At 68.9% G+C, this 22,384-nt stretch carries 18 protein-coding genes and 1 tRNA gene; 13 read left to right on the forward strand and 6 right to left on the reverse strand.

All coding sequences use genetic code 11. From position 1 onward, the window contains the following. Positions 1 to 376 precede the first annotated feature (376 nt). The 3 genes from FZ046_RS19010 to FZ046_RS19020 all read left to right on the forward strand — a co-directional run bounded on the left by FZ046_RS19010 (position 377) and on the right by FZ046_RS19020 (position 5,001). A complete protein-coding gene (locus FZ046_RS19010) occupies positions 377 to 2,485 on the forward strand; it encodes a glycoside hydrolase family 5 protein (protein ID WP_070356013.1) in 2,109 nt (702 codons plus the stop codon). Positions 2,486 to 2,593: 108 nt separating this feature from the next. Next, positions 2,594 to 2,860, forward strand: coding sequence for a hypothetical protein (locus tag FZ046_RS19015; RefSeq protein WP_125939846.1), 267 nt, complete (start codon positions 2,594 to 2,596; stop codon positions 2,858 to 2,860). A gap of 74 nt (positions 2,861 to 2,934) precedes the next feature. Next, complete coding sequence (locus FZ046_RS19020; protein ID WP_149484294.1) at positions 2,935 to 5,001, forward strand: cellulase family glycosylhydrolase; 2,067 nt, start codon at positions 2,935 to 2,937, stop codon at positions 4,999 to 5,001. Between the two features lie 104 nt (positions 5,002 to 5,105). Here FZ046_RS19020 and FZ046_RS19025 read toward each other — a convergent pair. After that, positions 5,106 to 5,182: transfer RNA gene (locus FZ046_RS19025), tRNA-Leu, on the reverse strand. Between the two features lie 94 nt (positions 5,183 to 5,276). Between FZ046_RS19025 and FZ046_RS19030 the strand changes: the two genes are divergently transcribed. From FZ046_RS19030 to FZ046_RS19055, 6 genes are all read left to right on the forward strand, one after another. Beyond that, positions 5,277 to 5,888, forward strand: coding sequence for a two-component system response regulator PdtaR (locus tag FZ046_RS19030; RefSeq protein WP_070355996.1), 612 nt, complete (start codon positions 5,277 to 5,279; stop codon positions 5,886 to 5,888). A 178-nt stretch (positions 5,889 to 6,066) separates the two neighbouring features. Beyond that, complete coding sequence (locus tag FZ046_RS19035) at positions 6,067 to 7,278, forward strand: branched-chain amino acid ABC transporter substrate-binding protein (protein ID WP_070355997.1); 1,212 nt, start codon at positions 6,067 to 6,069, stop codon at positions 7,276 to 7,278. A 98-nt stretch (positions 7,279 to 7,376) separates the two neighbouring features. Beyond that, complete coding sequence (locus FZ046_RS19040) at positions 7,377 to 8,414, forward strand: branched-chain amino acid ABC transporter permease (RefSeq protein WP_070355998.1); 1,038 nt, start codon at positions 7,377 to 7,379, stop codon at positions 8,412 to 8,414. Beyond that, positions 8,411 to 9,616, forward strand: a complete 1,206-nt coding sequence (locus tag FZ046_RS19045) for a branched-chain amino acid ABC transporter permease (RefSeq protein WP_070355999.1) — start codon at positions 8,411 to 8,413, stop codon at positions 9,614 to 9,616. Before FZ046_RS19040 ends, FZ046_RS19045 begins: the two co-directional genes overlap by 4 nt. Further along, the gene (locus FZ046_RS19050) at positions 9,613 to 10,467 is read left to right on the forward strand and encodes an ABC transporter ATP-binding protein (protein WP_070356000.1); all 855 of its coding nucleotides are present in this window, start codon (positions 9,613 to 9,615) and stop codon (positions 10,465 to 10,467) included. The genes FZ046_RS19045 and FZ046_RS19050 overlap by 4 nt, the downstream gene beginning before the upstream one ends. Further along, positions 10,451 to 11,233: an ABC transporter ATP-binding protein gene (locus FZ046_RS19055; protein WP_176749667.1), complete on the forward strand. Its 783-nt coding sequence runs from the start codon at positions 10,451 to 10,453 to the stop codon at positions 11,231 to 11,233. Before FZ046_RS19050 ends, FZ046_RS19055 begins: the two co-directional genes overlap by 17 nt. Positions 11,234 to 11,260: 27 nt before the next feature. On the opposite strand, the gene FZ046_RS19060 is transcribed toward FZ046_RS19055, so the two are convergent. From FZ046_RS19060 to FZ046_RS19070, 3 genes are read right to left on the reverse strand one after another with little or no spacing between them, the layout of a single operon-like run. After that, positions 11,261 to 12,424, reverse strand: coding sequence for a lipid-transfer protein (locus FZ046_RS19060; RefSeq protein ID WP_246183069.1), 1,164 nt, complete (start codon positions 12,422 to 12,424; stop codon positions 11,261 to 11,263). A gap of 32 nt (positions 12,425 to 12,456) precedes the next feature. After that, a complete protein-coding gene (locus tag FZ046_RS19065) occupies positions 12,457 to 12,936 on the reverse strand; it encodes a Zn-ribbon domain-containing OB-fold protein (protein ID WP_070356002.1) in 480 nt (159 codons plus the stop codon). A 53-nt stretch (positions 12,937 to 12,989) separates the two neighbouring features. Further along, the gene (locus tag FZ046_RS19070; protein ID WP_070356003.1) at positions 12,990 to 13,667 is read right to left on the reverse strand and encodes an alpha/beta fold hydrolase; all 678 of its coding nucleotides are present in this window, start codon (positions 13,665 to 13,667) and stop codon (positions 12,990 to 12,992) included. A 111-nt stretch (positions 13,668 to 13,778) separates the two neighbouring features. On the opposite strand from FZ046_RS19070, the gene FZ046_RS19075 reads away from it, so the two are divergent. Further along, complete coding sequence (locus tag FZ046_RS19075) at positions 13,779 to 14,666, forward strand: LysR family transcriptional regulator (protein WP_070356004.1); 888 nt, start codon at positions 13,779 to 13,781, stop codon at positions 14,664 to 14,666. Between the two features lie 10 nt (positions 14,667 to 14,676). Beyond that, positions 14,677 to 17,403, forward strand: a complete 2,727-nt coding sequence (gene polA, locus FZ046_RS19080) for a DNA polymerase I (RefSeq protein ID WP_070356005.1) — start codon at positions 14,677 to 14,679, stop codon at positions 17,401 to 17,403. Here the strand turns inward: polA and FZ046_RS19085 are convergent. Both FZ046_RS19085 and FZ046_RS19090 read right to left on the reverse strand, forming a co-directional pair. After that, complete coding sequence (locus FZ046_RS19085; RefSeq protein ID WP_070356006.1) at positions 17,400 to 18,116, reverse strand: trimeric intracellular cation channel family protein; 717 nt, start codon at positions 18,114 to 18,116, stop codon at positions 17,400 to 17,402. The genes polA and FZ046_RS19085 overlap by 4 nt on opposite strands. Before the next feature lie 58 nt (positions 18,117 to 18,174). Then, positions 18,175 to 19,332, reverse strand: a complete 1,158-nt coding sequence (locus FZ046_RS19090; RefSeq protein WP_070356011.1) for a PrsW family intramembrane metalloprotease — start codon at positions 19,330 to 19,332, stop codon at positions 18,175 to 18,177. A 185-nt stretch (positions 19,333 to 19,517) separates the two neighbouring features. Here FZ046_RS19090 and rpsA point away from each other — a divergent pair, with 185 nt between their 5' ends. Then, positions 19,518 to 20,960 carry a 30S ribosomal protein S1 gene (rpsA, locus tag FZ046_RS19095; RefSeq protein ID WP_070356007.1) on the forward strand — a complete coding sequence of 481 codons (1,443 nt, stop codon included), beginning with the start codon at positions 19,518 to 19,520 and terminating at the stop codon, positions 20,958 to 20,960. A 133-nt stretch (positions 20,961 to 21,093) separates the two neighbouring features. Continuing rightward, complete coding sequence (locus FZ046_RS19100) at positions 21,094 to 22,356, forward strand: hypothetical protein (RefSeq protein ID WP_070356008.1); 1,263 nt, start codon at positions 21,094 to 21,096, stop codon at positions 22,354 to 22,356. Positions 22,357 to 22,384 lie beyond the last annotated feature (28 nt).

A 22,384-nucleotide genomic window follows, 5' to 3' on the forward strand; every position in this document is an offset into this window, starting at 1 on the left:
GTTTGCTCATCAAGCGCGGCCGTTCGCTACCGACCGGTAGTCATAGCCAGTAGCCAGCGACATGGTCGCAAGCACCCTTCGGCTCCGATGCGGAGGGTAGTTGGGCTCCCCCGTCGAGCGCATGTGAAGTGCAACGATCCTCGACCATGTGGTCTCTCGGTACGCAACGCAGGTCAAGATCGATCCGACGGTATTTATTTGCTAAAACTGTTCGTTCGTGACGTGTTCTTGACGGCTGTCAAAGTGCGCTGACAACGCGTGTCAAGTGTCCAAGAGAAGTTCCAATCAATAGCTGTACATATTTGCTGTGCCATGAGTAGGTTGATGCCACCGCGTTGACGGTGCCGACGAATCTCATCCTCGAACAGGAGTCCACATGGCCCAGCAGAAGGCCGGCTTGCTCCGCCGCCTCGCCACGCGATCGGTGATCGCCACCCTCCCGGTTGCCATGGCGAGCGCCTATGCCAGCGGCATCTTCGTCTCGCCGCCGCGACTGGCGTCCTACGACATCCTTCCCGTCGCCGAGATCACCGTGTCGCCGAACACGGTCGGCATCGCGACGTCGCCGCTCTACGGCCAGACGCTCGAGCAGATCAATCAGCAGCTCGACGCCATGCAGGCGATCGGCGTGCAGAACATCCGCGTCTTCGTGCCATGGGGCCTCGTCGAGCAGGTCGACAACCAGTACGACTGGAGCCACATCGACGACATCATGAACGCCGCGGCCGCCCGCAACATGGGCGTCCTGGCGGAGGTGAACGCCACGCCGCTGTGGGCAGGCCCCAATCCGAACGCACCCGGTTTCCCCCTCGGTGCGGACACTCCGAACGTGGGAGCGTTCACCGACTTCATGCGCGACTTCACCAACCGCTACGCGAGCACGGTGTCGGCGTACGAGATCTGGAACGAGCCGAATTACGTGCAGTTCTCGAACCCGATCAACCCCGAGGCCTACGCGGCGCTGCTGCAGGCGGTGTACCCGGTGATCAAGAACCTCGATCCCACCGCAACCGTCGTCGCCGGCGCCGTCGGCACCACCCAGACGTCCTCATTCACCCTCGATCCCGTCGCCTTCGTGCAGCGCATGCTGGCCGCGGGTGCCGGAAACTACTTCGACGCCCTCTCGGTGCATCCGTACGGCGAAGAGGGTGCGTACTCGTCCAGTTGCCCGAGCTGCCAGCCGACCATGCTCACCCCGCGCGAGCAGGTCGAGGCGATCATGAACCTGGTCACCGGCAAAAAGGTGTGGATCAGCGAGTACGGCCTGCCGACCACTCCTGGCGGTCCGTTCACCCAGGCGGATCAGGCGGCATGGATCAAGGACCTGCTCGACTACTGGCAGACCTACGACCCGGACAAGGTCGGGCCCATCTTCCTCTACACCGGGCAGGACACGCCGAACGCGGCGAACCCCACGAATCCCCATGACTACTACGGATTGTGGACGGAGTCGGGCGCCCTGAAGGCCGCCGCCGAGATGCTCAAGGCCTGGCTCGCGGCGCACCCGCAGCAACCCGGCGGGCCGACGGATCCCGGCACGCCCGGCAACCCCGGGACGCCGACCAACCCGGCGGACGCCATCGCCCAGGCGCTGAACGCCATCGCTCAGGCCCTGGCGAAGGCCATCGCGCAGGCCATCGCGAACTTCTTCGCCCAGTTCGCCGCTCCCGCACCCGCGACCACCCTGGTCACGAACACCGAGGTGGCCACGACGGAGGCGCAGAGCCGCACGCTGGCCATCGCGGGTGCGGCGACCACCACGGCGGACGGCGCGGTGACCGCGGACGAGGGGTCCGCAGCCGCCACGCCGGCCACCGCGGACGGCAAGGCGACAGAAGGCACGGCGGCCGACGGCACCGCAGCCGAGGGCGCTGCGACGCCGGCGGCCGACTCCGCCGCCGCCCCACCCGTTGCCGCGGAACCCGTTGCCGCCGAACCGGTGACGGCCGAACCCGCCGTCACCGAACCCGTGACCCCGGTGGCCGCGACTCCTGCGCCCGCGACGTCCGCCCCTACAACCCCGGAGGCCACGGCCCCGCCGGCCGGCGTGCCTGCAACGACCGGCGCCACCGAATCGACGCCGGCGTCCACCGTGCCGTCTTCGGCGGCATCGGGTTCGGGCACGGTGAAGGATGGCAGTGGCGGGGGAGCGCCCGTCAAGGCTCCGTCCGGTGAAACGGGCCCATCGGCGACGAAGCCCGCCAAGGGCGGTTCTTCGGGTGCCACCGCGGACGCAGGCGGGTCGGCGCCCTCGGACTCCTCCAAGCCGGACTCCGCCAAGCCGGACTCCGCCAAGCCGGCGACGTCGACCAAGCCCGGCCGGACCCAGCCGTCGACGAAGGACGGTGCGGCCAGTGGTGGGCCCGCCGCAGCCGAATCATCGCCGCGGCGACACGACGCCGGCGGCCGGACCAAGGCCGGTCTGGTGTCGGCGGGTGCAGCCGCCACCGGCGCCGACGGCGGCTCGGGGGAATCGGCCGGCTAACCGTTCGAGCCCTGCACCTGCGGCGCCGCGGCCCTTCCGGGTCGCGGCGCCGTCGTGTTTGCCAGGCGTCATAACGGGTAGGTGTCAGTGGCTGCCACGATGCACTCGATGCCGAATCACGATTCGATCAATTGCACGCAACTGAAATGGCGGGCTTCGCTTTTCGCCGCCGCCGTGGATCGTCTGCGAATCGCTTCAAGCCGTGAAAAGAACATTGTGAGCTGCGGTGATAAGTCCACCTATGCGTTCTGGTGCATTCTCAGCAACCTTTCAACCATCGGTATGCATTTCGCCATTGCGTACTACCAGCGGGTAACAATGCGGCAATTCCGCGTCCTCAATTCAAACCTTTTCCCCGTTATTGCCGTCGGTTAGCAAATTTGCTGACGTCGCGGTAAATTCCGTCTGCCCCGATTGACGGGCCTGACAATTTCCAGGGAGAACGAACGATGGCAAGAGAGAAGGGGCGTCTGCTCCGCAAGATCGCGGCGCGTGGCGTGATCGCGGCACTACCAGTAGCGATGGCGAGTGCGTACGCCAGCGGCCTCTTCATCGAGCCGCCCCGTCTCACCACCGCCAAGTACGACATGGTCGCCGAGATCACCACCACGCCGACCACGGTGGGCGTCAACTTCTCCACGTGGGCCGGCCAGACCGCGCAGCAAATCGGGCAGCAGCTCGACCAGCTGCAGGCGATCGGCGTCACCAACATCCGCGTCCTCGTGCCGTGGGGCTTGATCGAGCCGCTCGCCGACGACTGGTACCGGTGGGATGTCATCGACACCGTGATGAGCGCCGCCGCGGCGCGCAACATGGGCGTGCTCGCGCAGATCAACAGCACGCCCGGCTGGGCGTCGGCGGGAGGCGCCACGCTGCCGCCCGGCCCGTACGAGCCAACCATCGCGGCATTCGCGGACTTCATGAAGGACTTCGCCGACCGTTACAAGAACACCGTCTCGGCCTACGAGATCTGGAACGAGCCGAACTACCGCGCGTTCTTCAACACCCTCGATCCCGTGGCCTACACGAACATGCTGAAGGCGGTCTACCCGATCCTCAAGCAGATCGACCCGACCGCGACCGTGGTGGCCGGCGCCGTCGGCGCCACGCAGACCATGCCGGGCCTCACCGTCAACCCGGTGGACTTCGTCCAGGCCATGCTCAACAACGGCGCCGCGAACTTCTTCGACGCCCTCTCGATTCACCCGTACGTCGTCGACACGCCCTACTCCGTCGGTTGCCCGACCTGCATGCCCGGCATGCTGTCGCCCAAGCAGCAGCTCGAGGCGATCATGAACATGCTGGTCGGCAAGAAGGTGTGGATCAGCGAGTTCGGCCTCTCGGCCGGTCCGACCGGCGCTGCCGCGCAGCAGCAGTCGGCGTGGATCAAGGACCTCCTCGACTACTGGCAGAAGTACGACCCCACCAAGGTCGGCCCCGTCTTCCTGTACGCCGACCGCGACGTCCTGTTCGATCCGGACAACCTGAGCAACCCGGAGAACTGGTACGGCCTGTGGACCTCACTCGGCGTTCCGAAGCCGGCGGCCGACATGCTCAAGGACTGGATCGCGGCCCACCCGTTCCCCGTGACACCCGTCCCGCCGACGAGCACGCCTGCGGCGTCGAACCCCATCGCGGCTCTGTTCGCGGCGTTCCAGCAGATGGCGCAGTCGTTCCAGCAGGCGATCTCGAGCTTCTTCAACCCCGGCTCGTTCATCCAGTCCTTCGTCAACGCGATCTCCAACCTGTTCGGCTTCCTGCGGCCCGCCGCCACGGCTGCACCGGTGGCCGCGCTGGCCGCGACGGAGACCGCCGGCGCGACCGCCGCCAAGATGGCCGTCACCGTTCAGCCGGACACCGCCGGGGACGCCGCGACGGAGGTCGCGGCCCCCGCCACGTCCGACGTCACCGCTCCAGCCGCCGAGCAGGCCACTCCGCCGGCCGAGCAGGCGGCCGCACCGGTCGACGCGCCGGCCGGCACCGCGCCGGCCGTCGCGATCCCGGTCGAGGCAGCGCCCGCGGCCCAGCCCGCCGCCGAAAGCGCCACTGCCGTCGAGGAAGTGACGTCCTCGACCGGATCGACGAAGGCCGGCACCGCGACTGCGGACGCCGGCTCGGCGTCCGACGCGGACACCACGACGGCCGCGAAGCCCGAATCGACCAGCACGGTCAAGAGCGGGACCTCGGTCACGAGCGGCACGGCGGACGCCGAGAACACCACGAAGTCGAGCACCGGTTCGACGTCGGGCTCGAGCACCACCGGCACGTGGTCGACCACCAAGACGAGCACCGGCTCGTCGACGGGCTCCTCGACCACCGGCTCCTCGACGGGCTCCTCGACCACCGGCTCGTCGACCACCGGCTCGTCGACCACGGGCTCGTCGACCACCAAGTCGACCAGCACGTCGACGGGGTCCTCCACCGGGTCCTCGACGGGATCCTCGGCGGGGTCGTCCTCGTCCGGCTCGTCGGACTCCGGCGGCTCGGATTCGTCCAAGGGCGGCAGCGACGCCTGACCGGTCGGGGCACGTACCGCCGCGAGCTCGTACGAGGGGGCGCGGCGGTACTGCCTTGTCCGGCGCGGCCATTCGGGAAAGGGTCGCCGCGCAGTGGGTCCCGATGGTGCCCCCGGTGAGATTCGAACTCACACTGTCACGATTTTGAGTCGTGTGCCTCTGCCGGTTGGGCTACGGGGGCGGCGCGCCGCGGACTCTCACGATAGAGGATGGCCCGATCGCCGCGTGACGGCCCCGAGGTCGCCCAACCGGCCCCGTCGCGCCACAATGTCGACATGACCGGTTCACCGTCGGACGCCGCCGCACCGCGCCGCGTCCTCATCGCCGAGGACGAAGCGCTCATCCGACTCGACCTCGCGGAGATGCTGCGCGAGGAGGGTTACGACGTGGTGGGGCAGGCCGGTGACGGGCAGGAAGCCGTGGAACTGGCCGAGAGCCTCACCCCCGACCTCGTCATCATGGACGTGAAGATGCCTCGTCGGGACGGCATCGACGCGGCCTCCGAGATCGCCGCCAAGCGGATCGCCCCCATCGTCGTGCTGACGGCCTTCTCGCAGCGCGAACTCGTGGAACGTGCACGCGATGCCGGCGCCATGGCCTATCTGGTCAAGCCGTTCTCCGTCACCGACCTCATTCCGGCCATCGAACTGGCGGTGAGCAGATTCGGCGAAATCGCCGCGCTGGAGCAGGAAGTGGCGACGCTGTCGGACCGGCTGGAGACGCGCAAGCTCGTCGAGCGCGCCAAGGGTTTGCTGCAACAGAAGCAGGGGATGAGCGAACCCGAGGCGTTCAAGTGGATCCAGCGCGCCGCCATGGACCGCAGGACGACCATGAAGCGGGTCGCCGAAGTGGTCCTCGAGACACTCGACGCGCCCGGCGACACGTAACGAGCAGGTTTCCGGAAACGTCGTTTCGGCCGCTCGTTCAGCCGACTCGACCCTGGCCTTTCCCAACATCACGCACTGCGGCCATGCGTTGGCTATGTTCTACCCGAAGCACCGCCGCCCGGGCCGTATCCCGGCATCGCGGCGGGGCCGATGACAACTCTCGACCCGGAGGTGAAACGTGCACGGTCGCGTGGCACGCAGTGCATTTGCTCTCGGAAGCGCGGGCATGCTCGTCCTGGCCTTGGCCGGCTGCAATCAGGCCGCGCCCGAGGAGAGCTCGTCGCAGTCCGACCTGAAGATCGTCGAGCAGGTGCAGATCGACGAGAACGGCGCCGAAGTGAAGGCCGCCGCGGGCGCGGCGCCCGCCGATCCGGCGGGCGACGGCAAGGCGACGTGCCCGCCGGTCTCCATCGCGATGGCCGGGGCGCTCAACGGCCCCGACGCCGCGCTCGGCATCAACATCGTCAACGGCGTCCAGCTCGCGATCGACAAGCACAACGCCGCCAACCCGGGCTGCCAGGTGCAGCTCAAGAAGTTCGACACCGAGGGCGACCCGCAAAAGGCGACCGCGATCGCCCCGCAGATCGTCGACGACCAGTACACGATCGGCCTCGTCGGACCGGCGTTCTCCGGCGAGACCAAGGCCACCGGCACGGTGTTCGATCAGGCCGGCCTCGTCGCCACCACCGCCTCGGCAACCAACCCCACGCTCAGCGAGAACGGGTGGAAGACGTTCTTCCGCGGTCTCGCCAACGATGCGGTGCAGGGCCCGTCGGTCGCCAACTACCTCAAGAACACGCTGAGCTTCAAGAAGGTGTGCGTCGTGGACGACAGCACCGACTACGGACTGGGTCTCGCCACCGCGGTGCGCGAGACGCTCGGCCCGGTGGCCGACGCGCAGTGCAACATCTCGGTCAAGAAGGGCGACAAGGACTTCTCCGCCGCGGTGACGCAGATCAAGGGCGCCAGCCCGGACGCCGTCTTCTACGGCGGCTACTACTCCGAGGCGGCGCCGCTGGTGCAGCAGCTCAAGGATGGCGGCGTCACGGCCACCTTCGTCAGCGCCGACGGCACCAAGGACCAGCAGTTCGTCGACCAGGCCGGTGAGGCCTCGAAGGACGCGCTGCTGTCCTGCCCGTGCGGCCCGGCAACGGGTTCGTTCGCCGACGAGTACACCAAGAAGTTCAACCAGGCGCCGGGCACTTACAGCACCGAGGGATACGACCTCGGCACCATCCTGCTCAAGGGCATCGACTCGGGGGCCATCACGCGCCCGGCGCTGCTCGACTTCGTGCGCAACTACAACGGTCAGGGCGTCGCACGCAACTACCAGTGGACGCCGAACGGTGAGCTGACCACCAACCTGATCTGGATGTTCAAGGTGCAGTAGGCGATTCGACGACGGGGACGCGTCCGGAACAGCCTGGTTCCGGACGCGTTCTCGTTGACGCCACGCCGTACACCCCGAGCGAGGAGCCGCCGAAGCCGATGCCGTCCGACTGTCTAGGTCAGTACGTCTGCACCGCCGCCAACATCAACTTCAACGTCGACAACCTGCTGAACGGCTTCTGGCAGTTCACGATCGACGGATTGGCGTGGGGAGCGATCTACGCCCTCGTCGCGGTCGGTTACACGCTGGTGTTCGGCGTGCTGCGGCTGATCAACTTCGCGCACTCCGAGATCTTCATGCTCGGCATGTTCGGCGCCTACTTCTGTCTCGACGTCATCCTCGGCTTCACCCCGAGCGGCAACGCCTACAACCGGGGCATCGCGCTGACGGTGCTCTACCTCGCGATCGCCATGGTGTTCGCGATGCTGGTATCCGGTTCGGCGGCGGTCGGTCTCGAGGCGGTGGCCTACCGCCCGCTGCGCAAGCGCAACGCCCGGCCGCTGACGTTCCTCATCACCGCCATCGGAATGTCCTTCGTGCTGCAGGAATTCGTGCACTTCATCCTCCCGCACATCATCGACGGGTACGGCGGATCCAATGCGCAGCAGCCCATCGTGCTGGTGCAGCCCAAGACGCAGTTCACGGTCTTCGGCGCCGCGGTGTCCAACGTGACGATCGTCATCGTGGTCGCCGCGCTGGTGTTCGCGATCCTCACCGACCTGGCGATCAACCGCACCAAGTTCGGTCGCGGAATCCGGGCAGTGGCCCAGGATCCCACGACGGCCACCCTCATGGGCGTCTCCCGTGAGCGCATCATCATGACGACGTTCCTCATCGGCGGACTGCTCGCCGGCGCCGCGGCGCTGCTCTACACGCTCAAGGTGCCGCAGGGCATCATCTACTCGGGCGGCTTCCTGCTCGGGATCAAGGCGTTCTCGGCGGCGGTCCTCGGCGGCATCGGCAACCTGCGCGGGGCGCTGCTCGGCGGTCTGCTGCTGGGCATCATGGAGAACTACGGCCAGGCCCTGTTCGGCACCCAGTGGCGCGACGTCGTCGCGTTCGTCCTCCTGGTGCTGGTCCTGCTCATCCGGCCGACCGGCATCCTCGGCGAGAGTCTCGGAAAGGCGAGGGCATGACGCAGCACGACGAGACGCCGGCGCAGCCGTCGCCCACCACCTCGCGGCTGATGGCGCCCGGAGACGGTCTGCGGCAGTGGTGGGCCGGGCTGAGCCGCGGGGCGAAGTGGGTGGTCGGCGCGGTCGGCTTCATCCTGCTGGCCCTCCTGCCGCTCTACACGCCGCCCTTCCTCAACACCCCCGGCATCAGCTTCGGCGGCACCATGGCGCAGTTCGCGATGATCGCCATCATCGCGATCGGCCTGAACGTCGTCGTCGGCCAGACCGGTCTGCTCGACCTCGGGTACGTCGGCTTCTACGCCGTGGGCGCCTACACCGTCGCGCTGCTCACCAGTCCGGACAGCCCGTGGAATCAGCTGGGGGCGAGCGGATTCTTCAGCTCCGACTGGGCCTGGCTGTCCTGCGTGCCGCTGGCGATGGCGGTGACGGCGCTGGCCGGCCTCATCCTCGGGACGCCGACGCTGCGGCTGCGGGGTGACTACCTCGCGATCGTGACGCTCGGTTTCGGCGAGATCATCCGCCTGATGGCCGACAACCTCGCCGACGTCACCAACGGTCCCCGTGGCCTCAATCAGATCGCCTACCCGCACGTGGGTGAGCGCGACGGCCTGCCCGACGGCGTGTTCTCGAACGGCAACTCCGCCGGTACGGCCAACTACGGCACGTGGTGGTTCTGGCTCGGGCTCGTCATGATCGTCGGCATCCTGCTGCTGGTCGGCAACCTGGAACGCAGCCGGGTGGGCCGCGCCTGGGTGGCGATCCGCGAAGACGAGGACGCCGCAGAAGTCATGGGCGTGAACACGTTCCGCTTCAAACTGTGGGCGTTCGTCATCGGCGCCGCGATCGGTGGACTGTCCGGTGCGCTGTATGCCGGTCAGGTGCAGTACGTGGCGCCGCCGACGTTCAACATCATCAACTCGATGCTGTTCCTGTGCGCCGTCGTGCTCGGTGGACAGGGCAACAAGCTCGGCGTCGTCTTCGGCGCGTTCATCATCGTGTACCTGCCCAACCGCCTGCTCGGCGTCGAGTTCCTCGGCGTCAACCTGGGCGACCTGAAGTACCTGTTCTTCGGCCTCGCGCTGGTGGTCCTGATGATCTTCCGGCCGCAGGGCCTGTTCCCAGTGCGTCAGCAGCTGCTCGCCTACGGCAAGTCCGCGAAGCGCCTGCTGCGCAGCGCCGACGAGACGAAGGCGGCGGCATGACCGAACCCGGCACCGGAGAACCGCTGATCGACGAGGACCTCGCCGCGCTGCACCGCGACGTGCGCGCCGCCGAGGGCGAGACGCTGCTGCAGACGAAGGACCTCACGGTGAAGTTCGGCGGTCTCACCGCGCTCGACGCCGTGACCTTCGACATCCGGCGAGGCGAGATCCTCGGGTTGATCGGCCCGAACGGGGCGGGCAAGACGACGTGCTTCAACGCCATCACCGGCGTGTACCGCCCGAGTTCGGGATCGGTCACGTTCGACGGTGCACCGCTCGGCAAGGTCAAGCGCCACCAGATCACCCGACGCGGCATCGCGCGGACCTTCCAGAACATCCGGCTGTGGGGGGAGATGACCGCGCTGGAGAACGTGGTCGTCGGCACCGACGCGCGGCACGAGACGTCCGTGCCGGGCGCGCTGCTGCGCTCGCCGCGGCACCGCCGCGAGGAACGCGACGCGATCGAGCGAGCCGCCGCCCTGCTGCAATTCGTCGGCATCGCACACCGCGGCGAGGAGAAGGCCAAGAACCTGCCCTACGGCGACCAGCGCCGCCTGGAGATCGCGCGGGCGCTGGCCACCGAGCCGAAGCTGCTGTGCCTCGACGAACCGGCCGCCGGCTTCAACCCGAGCGAGAAGTCGGCGCTCATCGACCTCATCCAGGCGATCCGCGACGACGGCTACACGGTGCTGCTCATCGAACACGACATGCGCCTGGTCATGGGGGTCACCGACCGCATCGTGGTGCTGGAGTTCGGCCGCAAGATCGCCGACGGACTGCCCGCCGACATCCGCGAGGACCCGGCCGTGATCGCCGCCTATCTGGGAGTGCCCGATGACGAACTCGGATGAAACGAACTCGCCCGAGACCCCGCAGCCCGTCGACCTCGACCCCCGGCCGATTCTGCTGGAGGTGCGCGACGCCGTGGTGCACTACGGCCGGATCCAGGCGCTGCACGGCGTCTCGGTGACGGTGCGCGAGGGCGAACTGGTGACGCTGCTCGGCAGCAACGGGGCCGGCAAGACGACGATGATGCGCGCGATCTCGGGGTTGCGACCGCTGACGAGTGGCTCGGTGTGGTTCGACGGCCAGGACGTGTCGCGGGTCAAGGCCCACAAGCGGGTCACGGACGGGCTGATTCAGGCGCCCGAGGGCCGGGGTGTCTTCCCCGGCATGACGGTGACGGACAACCTCGAGATGGGGTGCTACGGACGGAAGTTCGCCAACCGCTCGGAGCATCGCGAGCGGCTGGACTGGGTGTTCGAGACCTTCCCGCGGCTCGCCGAGCGGCGCAGCCAGGTCGGCGGCACGCTCTCCGGTGGGGAGCAGCAGATGCTCGCGATCGGCCGGGCGCTGATGGCGCGTCCACGCGTGCTGCTGCTCGACGAACCGTCCATGGGCCTTGCGCCGATGGTCATCTCGCAGATCTTCCGGATCATCTCGGAGATCAACGCCCAAGGCACCACCGTGCTGCTCGTCGAGCAGAACGCCCAGCAAGCGCTGAGCCGCAGCGACCGCGCCTACATCCTGGAGACCGGCCGCGTCACCCGCGAGGGCAACGCCCGGGACCTGCTCAAGGACGACAGCATCCGCGCGGCGTACCTCGGCGTCGCCTGAGTCGCCGGCGTAGCGTCCGTCGCCTTCCTAGCGCGCGACGATCACCGACGAGCCGTGGCCGAACAGGCCCTGATTCGCGGTGACGCCGAGGGTGGCGCCCTCGACCTGACGGCCGGTGGCCCGTCCGCGCAGTTGCCAGGTGAGTTCGCACACCTGGGCGATCGCCTGCGCCGGGATGGCCTCGCCGAAGCAGGCCAGGCCACCCGACGGGTTGACCGGCACCCGGCCACCGATGGTCGTCGCCCCGCTGCGCAGCAGCTGTTCGGCCTCGCCCTTGGCGCACAGACCGAGGTGCTCGTACCAGTCGAGTTCGAGTGCGGTGGACAGGTCGTACACCTCGGCGACGTCGACGTCCTCGGGGCCGACGCCCGCCTCGGCGTAGGCGGCGTCGAGGATCTGGTCCTTGAACACCCGGTCCGGGCCGGGCACCACGGCCGTCGAATCCGTGGCGATGTCCGGCAGCTCCGGCAGGTGCTGCGGATACCGGGGCGTCACGGTGCTGACCGCCCGCACCGACGGCACGCCGGCCACCGAGCCGAGGTGCTTCTCGGCGAAGGACTTGCTGGCGACGACGAGGGCGGCGGCGCCGTCGGACGTCGCGCAGATGTCGAGCAGCCGGAGCGGATCCGCGACCACCGGGCTGGCGAGCACGTCCTCGACCGAACTCTCCTTGCGGAAACGGGCATTCGGGTTCTGCAGGCCATGGCGGGCGTTCTTCACCTTCACCTGGGCGAAGTCCTCGAGCGTGGCGCCGTAGAGGTCCATTCGGCGCCGTGCCAGCATGGCGAAGTACACCGGGTTAGTGGCACCGATCAGGTGGAACCGCTGCCAGTCGGGATCGTTGCGGCGCTCCCCGCCGACGGGCGCGAAGAACCCCTTCGGCGTCGTGTCCGCGCCGATCACCAGCGCCACGTCGCAGAAGCCGGCCAGGATCTGGGCGCGTGCACTCTGCAGCGCCTGCGAGCCGCTGGCGCAGGCCGCGTAGCTCGAGCTGACGGGCACGCCGTTCCAGCCCAGCTTCTGGGCGAACGTCGCACCGGCGACGAAGCCGGGGTAGCCGTTGCGAATGGTGTCCGCACCGGCGACGAGCTGGATCTGCCGCCAGTCCAGGCCGGCCTCGGCCAGCGCGGCTCGCGCGGCGACGACGCCGTACTCGGTGAAGTCGTTGCCCCACTTTCCCCACGGGTGCATGCCCGCCCCGAGGACGTACACCGGCTCCGGGCTCACGCGGCACCGTCCTTCGCGCTCGTCGCGTCCGCGATCCGCCAGGCGTAGACGACGCGCTCGACGCCCTCGTCGTCGACGTACAGCGGCATGGTGGTCAGCTCCATCGGCATGCCCACCGTCAGATCGGCGGCCAGCGTTCCCTCGACGACCTTGCCCAGCACGATGATGCCCTCGTCGGCCAGTTCGACGGCAGCGACGGCGAACGGCTCGAACGGGTCGGGCGACGGGTACGGCGGTGGTGGCGCGTACTGGTTCTCGGTGTAGCTCCACAGGGTGCCGCGTCGCGAGAGCGGCACCTGCGCGAGGCTGTCACCGTCGCAACCGGGGTTGGGGCAGTTGTTGGCCCGCGGCGGGAAGACGTAGGTGCCGCACTGCTCGCACCGCCCGGCCAGCAGATGCGGGGCTCCGGAGCCGTCCTCGCTCCACCATCCGTCGATGGCCGGTAGTCGCGTGGGGGTGTCGATATCACCAGGCACCCGGTCAGCGTAGACGATCCCGACCCCCGAACTGAAACGTGTTGCAGTTCGGCTCAGCGCGCCGCGACGTCGCCGAGGATGCGGAGGAGGTCGGCGGGACGGTCCCGCATGAGGTTGTGCTTGGCGTCGAGTTCGTGGCACGTCCAGCGCGGGTCGTCCCGCACGCGATCGTAGGAGCGACGCAGCGGCGATTCGCCGGGCCAGTCCGTGGCGTACACGTAGTCCCGGCGACGGAACCGGTAGAGGTCGCCGGACAGGCGCAATGGCTGCATCACGCTGGCGAGGGGATGCGCCGTGGCGCGCTCGTCGAAGAAGGGCAACGGCGGCACGCCGAAGCCGGTGTCGTCGACGCCGACGTACCACTGCCGCTCGGCGTCGTTCACGACGTCCCAGCAGGACTCGCCGTCGATGGGCACGACCGCATCGAGGTAGACCAGCGCGTCGACGCGGTCGGGGATGCGGTCGGCGACCCCGGTGATCACCATGCCGCCGTAGCTGTGTCCGACGAGCACGAGGTCGTCGACGTCGCGTGCGTCGGCGTCGATCGCGGCGAGAGTGTCCGCGAGGTGCGTGTCGAGGTTGACCCCGCCGGGCAGGAGGTGCGCCCGTTCGGCCACACCGGTGAGGGTGAGCCCGAGGACGCGGTGACCGGCGGACCGCAACCCCGCCGCCAGGCCGTCGAAGCACCACGCGCCGTGGCACATTCCGGGAACGAGGACGAAGGTGGTCACGAGAGCGCTCCTTTGGAGGTCGATGGGTGGTGCGTCCGTCGGCCTCCAGCGTCGGCCGGATCCTTCGAGAAGTCCAAGACATCTTCGTTCGGCTTTCTATAATCATCGCTTATGGAATTGCGGCAGCTCGACTACTTCGTCGCCGTGGCGGAGGAGGCCAACTTCACGCGGGCCGCCGAACGCGAACACGTCGCGCAGCCCGCGGTCAGCGCCCAAATCCGGCGTCTGGAACGCGAACTCGGCCAGCCGCTGTTCGACCGCAACCGGCGCGCGGTGCGACTCACCGCGGCGGGGGAGGCGCTCCTGCCGCACGCCCGGGCTGCCCTGCGCGCCGTCGGTGACGCCCGCACGGCGGTGGCCGAGCTCGGCGATCTGGTGCGGGGCTCGATCACCGTCGGCAGCGTCACGGCGCACGACTTCGACATGGCCGGCCTGCTGGCCGACTTCCACCGCGAACATCCGCTCGTCGACATCACGCTCGGCACCGATGACTCCGACGCCCTGGTCGACGGCATCCGGTCCGGCCGTCTCGACGCCGCGATCCTGTCGGTGGGCACGGATCTCCCAGTGGGCCTGGCCGCCGAGGTGGTCACTGATCAGCGGATCGTGGCGGCCGTCGCCGGGACGCACGCCTGGCGGCGACGCCGTGGCATCGCCGTCGCCGACCTGGCCGACCAGCCGGTGATCGCGCTGCCCGTCGGCACCGGGATCCGTCGCCTGCTCGACGACGCCTGCGCCGCGGGGGGCGTGACGGTGCGCGTCGCCCTGGAGGCCTCGACGCCGCAGGCGCTGGCCGACCTGGCCGCGCGCGGGCTCGGCGTGGCGATCCTGCCGGAATCGGCGGCCACGGCCCGTCCGGAGCTGCATGCCGTCGTCCTCGCGCCGCCGTTGCGCGGCCGGCTGGTCTTCGCCTGGCGCGCCGCCGGCCCGATGAGTCCGGCGGCGCGGGTGCTGGTCGGGATGGCTCGCCGCCGTCTGCGCGTCGGTGGGCCCGCATAGAGTGAGGGCCGTGAGCCCCGCCAAGACCGCGACGACGAGCACCGCCGCCGAATCCGCCGCCGCCAAGCCCACGCTGATGCTGCTCGACGGCAACTCCCTGGCGTTCCGGGCGTTCTACGCGCTGCCCGCCGAGAACTTCAAGACCCAGGGCGGTCTGACCACCAACGCGGTGTACGGCTTCACCGCCATGCTGATCAATCTGCTGCGCGACGAGCAGCCGACGCACGTCGCCGCCGCCTTCGACGTGTCGCGCCAGACGTTCCGCATGGACAAGTACCCCGAGTACAAGGCCGGCCGGTCGGCGACGCCGGACGAGTTCCGCGGCCAGATCGACATCACCAAGGAGGTGCTCGGCGCCCTCGGCATCACCGTGCTCGCCGAGCCGGGCTTCGAGGCCGACGACATCATCGCCACGCTCGCCACGCAGGCCGAGGCGGAGGGCTTCCGGGTGCTCGTCGTGACGGGCGACCGCGACTCGCTGCAACTGGTCAGCGACGACGTCACGGTGCTCTACCCGCGCAAGGGCGTCAGCGAGCTGACGCGCTTCACCCCGGAGGCCGTCGTCGAGAAGTACGGGCTGACCCCGACGCAGTACCCCGACTTCGCGGCGCTGCGCGGCGACCCCAGCGACAACCTGCCGGGCATCCCCGGGGTGGGGGAGAAGACGGCATCCAAGTGGATCGTCGAGTACGGCTCGCTGCAGGACCTCGTCGACAACGTCGACAAGGTGAAGGGCAAGGTCGGAGACTCGTTGCGCGCCAACCTGTCCCACGTCATCCTCAATCGCGAGCTGACCGATCTGGTCAAGGACGTGCCGCTGGCGCAGACGCCGGACACGCTGCGCATGCAGCCCTGGAACCGCGACCAGATCCACCGCTTGTTCGACGACCTCGAGTTCCGCGTCCTGCGCGACCGGCTCTTCGAGACGCTCGCCTCCGCCGATCCCGAGGTGGAGGCCGGCTTCGACGTCCGCGGCGGCGTGCTGGAGCCGGGCACGCTGGCGACCTGGCTGGCCGCGCACGGCCACGGTGACCGGTTCGGCATGGCGGTCGTCGGCACCCACCTCGCCTTCGACGCCGACGCCACGGCGCTGGCGATCGTCGCCGCCGACGGTGAGGGCCTCTATCTGGACACTGCCACGCTGCAGCCCGACGACGAGGCCGCCCTGGCTTCCTGGCTCGCCGACCCGGGGCCGCCGAAGGCGCTGCACGAGGCCAAGCTCGCGATGCACGACCTGGAGGGTCGCGGCTGGACGCTGCGGGGCGTCACCTCGGACACGGCGCTGGCGGCCTACCTGGTCCGGCCCGGGCAGCGCAGCTTCGCCCTCGACGACCTGTCGGTGCGCTATCTGCGTCGTGAGTTGCGTGCGGAAAGCCCCGAGCAGCAACAACTCTCGCTGCTGGACGACTCCGAGGGCGTCGACGACCAGGCGGTGCAGACGCTGATCCTGCGCGCGTCGGCCGTCATGGACCTCGCGAACGCGCTCGACGAGGAACTGGCCCGCATCGATTCATCCTCACTGCTCGGGCAGATGGAACTCCCGGTGCAGCGCACGCTGGCCGAGATGGAGTCGGCGGGCATCGCCGTCGACCTCGAGTTGCTCGGCCAGCTGCAGAGCCAATTCGGCGACCAGATCCGCGACGCGGCCGAGGCGGCGTACGAGGTGATCGGCAAGCAGATCAACCTGGGCTCGCCCAAGCAGCTGCAGGTGGTGTTGTTCGACGAACTCGAGATGCCGAAGACCAAGAAGACGAAGACCGGTTACACCACCGACGCCGACGCCCTGCAGGGCCTCTTCGACAAGACCGGCCACCCGTTCCTCCAGCACCTGCTGACCCACCGGGACGCCACGCGGCTCAAGGTGACGGTCGACGGGCTGCTGAACTCGGTGGCCTCCGACGGTCGCATCCACACCACGTTCAACCAGACCATCGCCGCAACGGGACGGTTGTCCTCGACCGAGCCGAACCTGCAGAACATTCCCATCCGGACCGAGGCGGGCCGGCAGATCCGCGACGCGTTCGTGGTGGGGAACGGCTACGCCGAGCTGATGACCGCCGACTACAGCCAGATCGAGATGCGCATCATGGCGCACCTGTCCGGTGACCAGGGCCTGATCGAGGCCTTCAACACCGGCGAGGACCTGCACTCGTTCGTCGCGTCGCGGGCGTTCGACGTGCCGATCGACGAGGTGAACGCCGAACTGCGCCGCCGGGTGAAGGCGATGTCCTACGGACTGGCCTACGGGTTGAGCGCCTACGGCCTCGCCGCCCAGCTGAAGATCAGCACCGACGAGGCGAAGGTGCAGATGGATCAGTACTTCGCCCGGTTCGGCGGCATCCGCGACTACCTGCGTGACGTGGTGGACCAGGCCCGCAAGGACGGCTACACCTCCACGGTGTTCGGACGCCGGCGCTACCTGCCCGAACTCGACAGCAGCAACCGCAACGTGCGCGAGGCCGCCGAGCGTGCGGCGCTCAACGCGCCGATCCAGGGCAGCGCCGCCGACATCATCAAGGTGGCGATGATCAACGTCGACGCGGCGATCAAGAAGGCGGGTCTGTCGTCGCGGGTGCTCCTGCAGGTGCACGACGAACTGCTCCTCGAGGTCGCCGACGGGGAGCACGACGATCTCGAACGCCTCGTCCGGCACGAGATGGGCAGTGCGTACTCGTTGGACGTGCCGCTCGAGGTGTCGGTGGGCTACGGCCGCAGCTGGGACGCGGCAGCGCACTAGGGCGCGTCGGCGTCCACTCGGGCGCGGGCGGCGGCCCGGGTGTCCTCCGGCTGCGGGGTGTCCTCCGCCCGTGGCGCCCCGCGCGGCAGGTGGTGTTCGTGGGCGATGAGTTCGCGCGGCGCCGTGGGCAAACGCCAATGGAAGGTGATGGCCGCCAGCCGCAGCAGCGTGGCGACCAGGGACCCGACGACGACGCCGAGCCACTGCGAACCCGCGTGGTCGATCAGCACGTACAGCACCGATCCGAGGATGGCGGGAGCGGCGTACATGTCGTCCGGACCCATGACCATGGGCACGTCGCGGGCGACGACGTCGCGGATCACGCTCCCCGCCACGGCACTCACCACGCCGAGCACGGCCGCCGCGAACCAACTCGCCCCGTGATCGACCGAGATGGCGGCACCCGACGTCGCGAAGAACCCCATCCCGACCGCGTCGAGGACGACGACGAGCTGGGTCAGCTTGACGACGGTGCGGGCGAACACCGTCGCGATGACCGACACCAGTACGCACAGCGTGATGTCCGGCCAGCGCTGCAGCGAGGTCGGCGGGTCGACGTCGATGAGCACGTCACGCAGGACACCGCCCCCGACGCCGGTGAGCACGGCCATGGTCGCGATGCCGAACAGGTCGAAGCCCTTGCGAATGCCCACGACGGACCCGGACGCGGCGAGGACCGCGATCCCGGCGTAGTCGACGACGTGTTGGAGCACGTCCGCACGCTATGTCGGCGAGCTGGACGGCCGCTGTGACGCCACGGTGCGGCGCGGCTCAGCCGAGACCGGGATGGGGTGTTGGCCACCGCAGTGCCGGTGCCGCGGCGCGTGCGGCGTGCACGGCGTAAGCCTCCTCGATCAGCAGCTGCTGCACGCGGGCGTCCCCGAATCCCCGATCGAGGCGATCGCGGACGAAGGCGAGTTCGGTGACCTGGACGGCGAACGCCCGCACCGCCGCGGCCGCGTCAGCACCGTGGCGGCGACGCACCTCGGCGACGGCGGCGGTGCGGGTGCGCAGCGACCCGAGCCACGTCGCCTCGCCGGCGGTGACGAGTCCGGCGGCCACCATGCCGGGCAGTTTCTCGGCGACGACGCGCTGTTCGCGCCGGCGTCCGTAGACGGCGAGCCCGACGGCGAGGCCGAAGATCGGCACCATCCACAGGACGTACACCCCGAGGTAGGCCCCGAAGCCGACCAGCGAGGAACCGTTCCACAGTCCGTGCAGCAGGACCGCCGCCGCATATCCGGTCCCGAGCGCGCCGAGGCGCACGACGGCGCTGCGCTGCTGCAGGGCGACGTACACGCCGAAGGCGAACATCGTCGTGAACAACGGGTGGGCGAACGGCGCCATGACGAGCCGCAACGCCGCCGTGACCAGTGCGTCGCCGACGGACTCGCCGTTCGCGATGTAGAGGATGTCCTCGAGCCAGGCGAAGCCCGCCCTCACCAGACCGGCGTACACCAGGCAGTCGGTGAGCGAGTTCATCTCGTGGCGGCGCCGACCGGTCAGCATGAGGAGCAGGAAGGCGCACTTGGCCGCCTCCTCGATGAGCGGCGCGCCGATGACGACGGAGAACGCGCTCGTCGAGCCGTCGTCGGCGGCCGCCGGCGCGACCACGGCCTCGAGCCACAGTCCGAGGACCAGGGACAGCACCACCGCCACCGACGCACCCCACAGGAACGCGAAGACCAGGAGCCGCAGCGGCTCGGGTTCCCAGCGGTCCAGCCACAGGTAGGCCGCCACGACGACCGCGATCGCGAGGCTGGCGAGCACGAAGCCGATCGCGGTACCGATTGGATTCAGCGCCGTGAGGCCGATGACGATCAACCCGGTGACGAGACCCATCAGGATCAGCACGCCGATCGGCGCACCGACCTTTCGCAGGCGCCGGGGCAGCGGCATCGAGGCGTAGGGGCGAGGCACCGGAGGCATGTGCACGACGGTCACGGTAGCGGTGCCGACGGACCGGGTTTGTCCAGCGTGTACCCAGGCGAGTAGTCTCGACGGGTACCTGTGTGCGTCATCGCGATCATCGCTGGTACGACACCTCGGCGCAGCCGCGCCGAAGCCAATGATAGCCGTCCCTACGAGAAAACCTGTCCGGAGCCACCCACCACATGCCAAGTCCCTCCGTCACCTCGCCGCAAGTAGCCGTCAACGACATCGGCTCGGCTGAGGACTTCCTCGCCGCCATCGACAAGACCATCAAGTACTTCAACGATGGCGACATCGTCGAGGGGACCATCGTCAAGGTCGACCGCGACGAAGTCCTGCTCGACATCGGTTACAAGACCGAAGGCGTCATCCCTTCCCGCGAACTCTCGATCAAGCACGACGTCGACCCCTCCGAGGTCGTCTCCGTCGGCGACGAGGTCGAAGCCCTGGTCCTCACCAAGGAGGACAAGGAAGGTCGCCTGATCCTGTCCAAGAAGCGCGCTCAGTACGAGCGGGCCTGGGGCACCATCGAGGAACTCAAGGAAAAGGACGAGGCCGTCAAGGGCACCGTCATCGAGGTCGTCAAGGGTGGCCTCATCCTCGACATCGGCCTGCGCGGCTTCCTGCCCGCGTCGCTGGTCGAGATGCGGCGCGTCCGCGATCTGCAGCCGTACATCGGTCGCGAGATCGAGGCGAAGATCATCGAGCTGGACAAGAACCGCAACAACGTCGTGCTCTCCCGCCGCGCCTGGCTCGAGCAGACCCAGTCCGAGGTGCGCAGCGAGTTCCTCAACCAGCTGCAGAAGGGCGCCATCCGCAAGGGCGTCGTGTCCTCGATCGTCAACTTCGGCGCGTTCGTCGACCTCGGCGGCGTCGACGGCCTTGTGCACGTCTCCGAGCTGTCCTGGAAGCACATCGACCACCCGTCCGAGGTCGTGCAGGTGGGCGACGAGGTCACCGTCGAGGTGCTCGACGTCGACATGGACCGCGAGCGGGTGTCGCTGTCGCTCAAAGCGACTCAGGAAGACCCGTGGCGCCACTTCGCCCGTACCCACGCGATCGGCCAGATCGTGCCGGGCAAGGTCACCAAGCTGGTCCCGTTCGGTGCGTTCGTCCGCGTCGAGGAGGGCATCGAGGGCCTGGTCCACATCTCCGAGCTGTCCGAGCGCCACGTCGAGGTCCCGGACCAGGTGGTCCAGGTCGGCGACGACGCGATGGTCAAGGTCATCGACATCGACCTGGATCGTCGTCGCATCTCGCTGAGCCTCAAGCAGGCCAACGAGGACTACACCGAGGAGTTCGACCCCTCGAAGTACGGCATGGCCGACAGCTACGACGATGCGGGGAACTACATCTTCCCCGAGGGCTTCGACGCCGACAGCAACGAGTGGCTCGAGGGCTTCGAGAAGCAGCGTGACGAGTGGGAGGCCCGGTACGCCGAGGCCGAACGTCGGCACAAGATGCACACCGCGCAGATGGAGAAGTTCGCTGCGGCGGACGCCGAGGCGGCCAGCCGTCCGGCGTCCAACGGTTCGACGTCGCGTGGCGACGAGCCGACCGGTGGCACCCTGGCCAGCGACGCCCAGCTCGCGGCGCTGCGCGAGAAGCTGGCCGGCAGCGCCTGATTCGTCGCGCCGACCCGTAGCACACACGGCGAACGCCCCGGCTCCTCGGAGCCGGGGCGTTCGTCGTCTCCGCCTCGACGTGTGCATGAATCGCTAATTGACAATGATTTTCATTGGCTGTTTGACTCCAGCCATGTCGATCGCGCGCGTCCTGAGCATCCTGTCCCTGTCGGCGCTGGCGGCCGGATGCGCCGCCGAGTCCGGCACCGCCGGGCCGTCCACGGCAACGTCTTCCACGGCGGCATCTTCCACGGCGGCGTCCTCCACGGCAGCACCGTCCGCCGCGCCGGTCGAGCGGGCCACGGCGACGCCCCGGTTGGCGCTCAGCTACGACGGCGGCGTGCTGGTGCTCGACGCCCGCACCCTGAAGCCCATCGCCGACGTCCCCGTGGAGGGCTTCGTCCGACTGAACTCCGCCGGTAATGGGCGGCACGTGCTGGTCTCGCAATCCGACGGGTTCGCCGTGCTCGACATGGGCACCTGGACCGCGGCGCACGGCGACCACGGTCACCACTGCACGGCCGCGCCGCAACTCACCGACATGCGCTTCGGGGGCGCCGAGCCCGGACACGTCGTCGCACACGACGGCATGGTGACGCTGTTCAGCGACGGCACGGGTGAGGTCGACGTCGTCGACCCACGGGCGCTGCTCACCGGAGACGGACGGCCCACCACGGCTCTGGTGACCGAGCCGCACCACGGCGTTGCGGTTCGGCGCGCCGACGGAACCTTGGCGGTCAGCGTCGGCGATGCCGACAGCCGAAGTGGCGCACGGATCGTCGACGGAGACGGCCGTCAGCTCGCCGTCAACGACCAGTGCCCCGGCCTGCACGGTGAGGCCGCCGCAGCCGACGGCGTGCTCACCTTCGGCTGCGAGGACGGCATCCTCGTCGTGCGCGGCACCGAGTTCCGCAAGATCGCGAGCCCCGACCCGTACGGCCGCATCGGCAATCAGGCCGGCAGTGACGTGTCGCCGGTCGTCCTCGGTGACTACAAGACCGACCGCGACGCCGAGGTGGAACGTCCTCGCCGCTTCACCCTGACCGACACCGGGACCGGCACACTGCGGGTCGTGCCGATCGACGCGAGCTACAGCTTCCGTTCGCTGGACCGCGGTCCCGACGGCGAGGTCGTCATCCTCGGCACGGACGGCTTCCTGCACGTCTTCGATCCCGTCACCGCCCAGCGCATCGGACACCACCGTGCCGTCGCGGCCTGGACCGAGCCCGACGAGTGGCAGTCGCCGATGCCCAACCTGCACGTGCAGGACGGCGTCGCCTACGTCAGCGAGCCCGGCGCCCGTCGGCTGGTGGCCCTCGACCTGACCGATGGATCGGTCGTCGCGGAGACCACCCTCGCGCAGCCGACCGTCGAACTCACCGGCGTCGAGGGCTGAGCGCCGACGCGCGCCTGCCAGACTGACC

This window comes from Mycolicibacterium grossiae, from assembly GCF_008329645.1.
GTDB lineage: Bacteria > Actinomycetota > Actinomycetes > Mycobacteriales > Mycobacteriaceae > Mycobacterium > Mycobacterium grossiae.

Coding starts and splice junctions, on each gene's coding strand:
- FZ046_RS19055 (WP_176749667.1), top strand. CDS start 10,451: ATGACGAACTCGGATGAAACGAACTCGCCCGAGACCCCGCAGCCCGTC.
- FZ046_RS19050 (WP_070356000.1), top strand. CDS start 9,613: ATGACCGAACCCGGCACCGGAGAACCGCTGATCGACGAGGACCTCGCC.
- FZ046_RS19060 (WP_246183069.1), bottom strand. CDS start 12,424: ATGCACCCGTGGGGAAAGTGGGGCAACGACTTCACCGAGTACGGCGTC.
- FZ046_RS19100 (WP_070356008.1), top strand. CDS start 21,094: ATGTCGATCGCGCGCGTCCTGAGCATCCTGTCCCTGTCGGCGCTGGCG.
- FZ046_RS19030 (WP_070355996.1), top strand. CDS start 5,277: ATGACCGGTTCACCGTCGGACGCCGCCGCACCGCGCCGCGTCCTCATC.
- FZ046_RS19015 (WP_125939846.1), top strand. CDS start 2,594: ATGCCGAATCACGATTCGATCAATTGCACGCAACTGAAATGGCGGGCT.
- FZ046_RS19090 (WP_070356011.1), bottom strand. CDS start 19,332: ATGCCTCCGGTGCCTCGCCCCTACGCCTCGATGCCGCTGCCCCGGCGC.
- FZ046_RS19010 (WP_070356013.1), top strand. CDS start 377: ATGGCCCAGCAGAAGGCCGGCTTGCTCCGCCGCCTCGCCACGCGATCG.
- FZ046_RS19045 (WP_070355999.1), top strand. CDS start 8,411: ATGACGCAGCACGACGAGACGCCGGCGCAGCCGTCGCCCACCACCTCG.
- FZ046_RS19075 (WP_070356004.1), top strand. CDS start 13,779: ATGGAATTGCGGCAGCTCGACTACTTCGTCGCCGTGGCGGAGGAGGCC.
- FZ046_RS19040 (WP_070355998.1), top strand. CDS start 7,377: ATGCCGTCCGACTGTCTAGGTCAGTACGTCTGCACCGCCGCCAACATC.
- FZ046_RS19020 (WP_149484294.1), top strand. CDS start 2,935: ATGGCAAGAGAGAAGGGGCGTCTGCTCCGCAAGATCGCGGCGCGTGGC.
- rpsA (WP_070356007.1), top strand. CDS start 19,518: ATGCCAAGTCCCTCCGTCACCTCGCCGCAAGTAGCCGTCAACGACATC.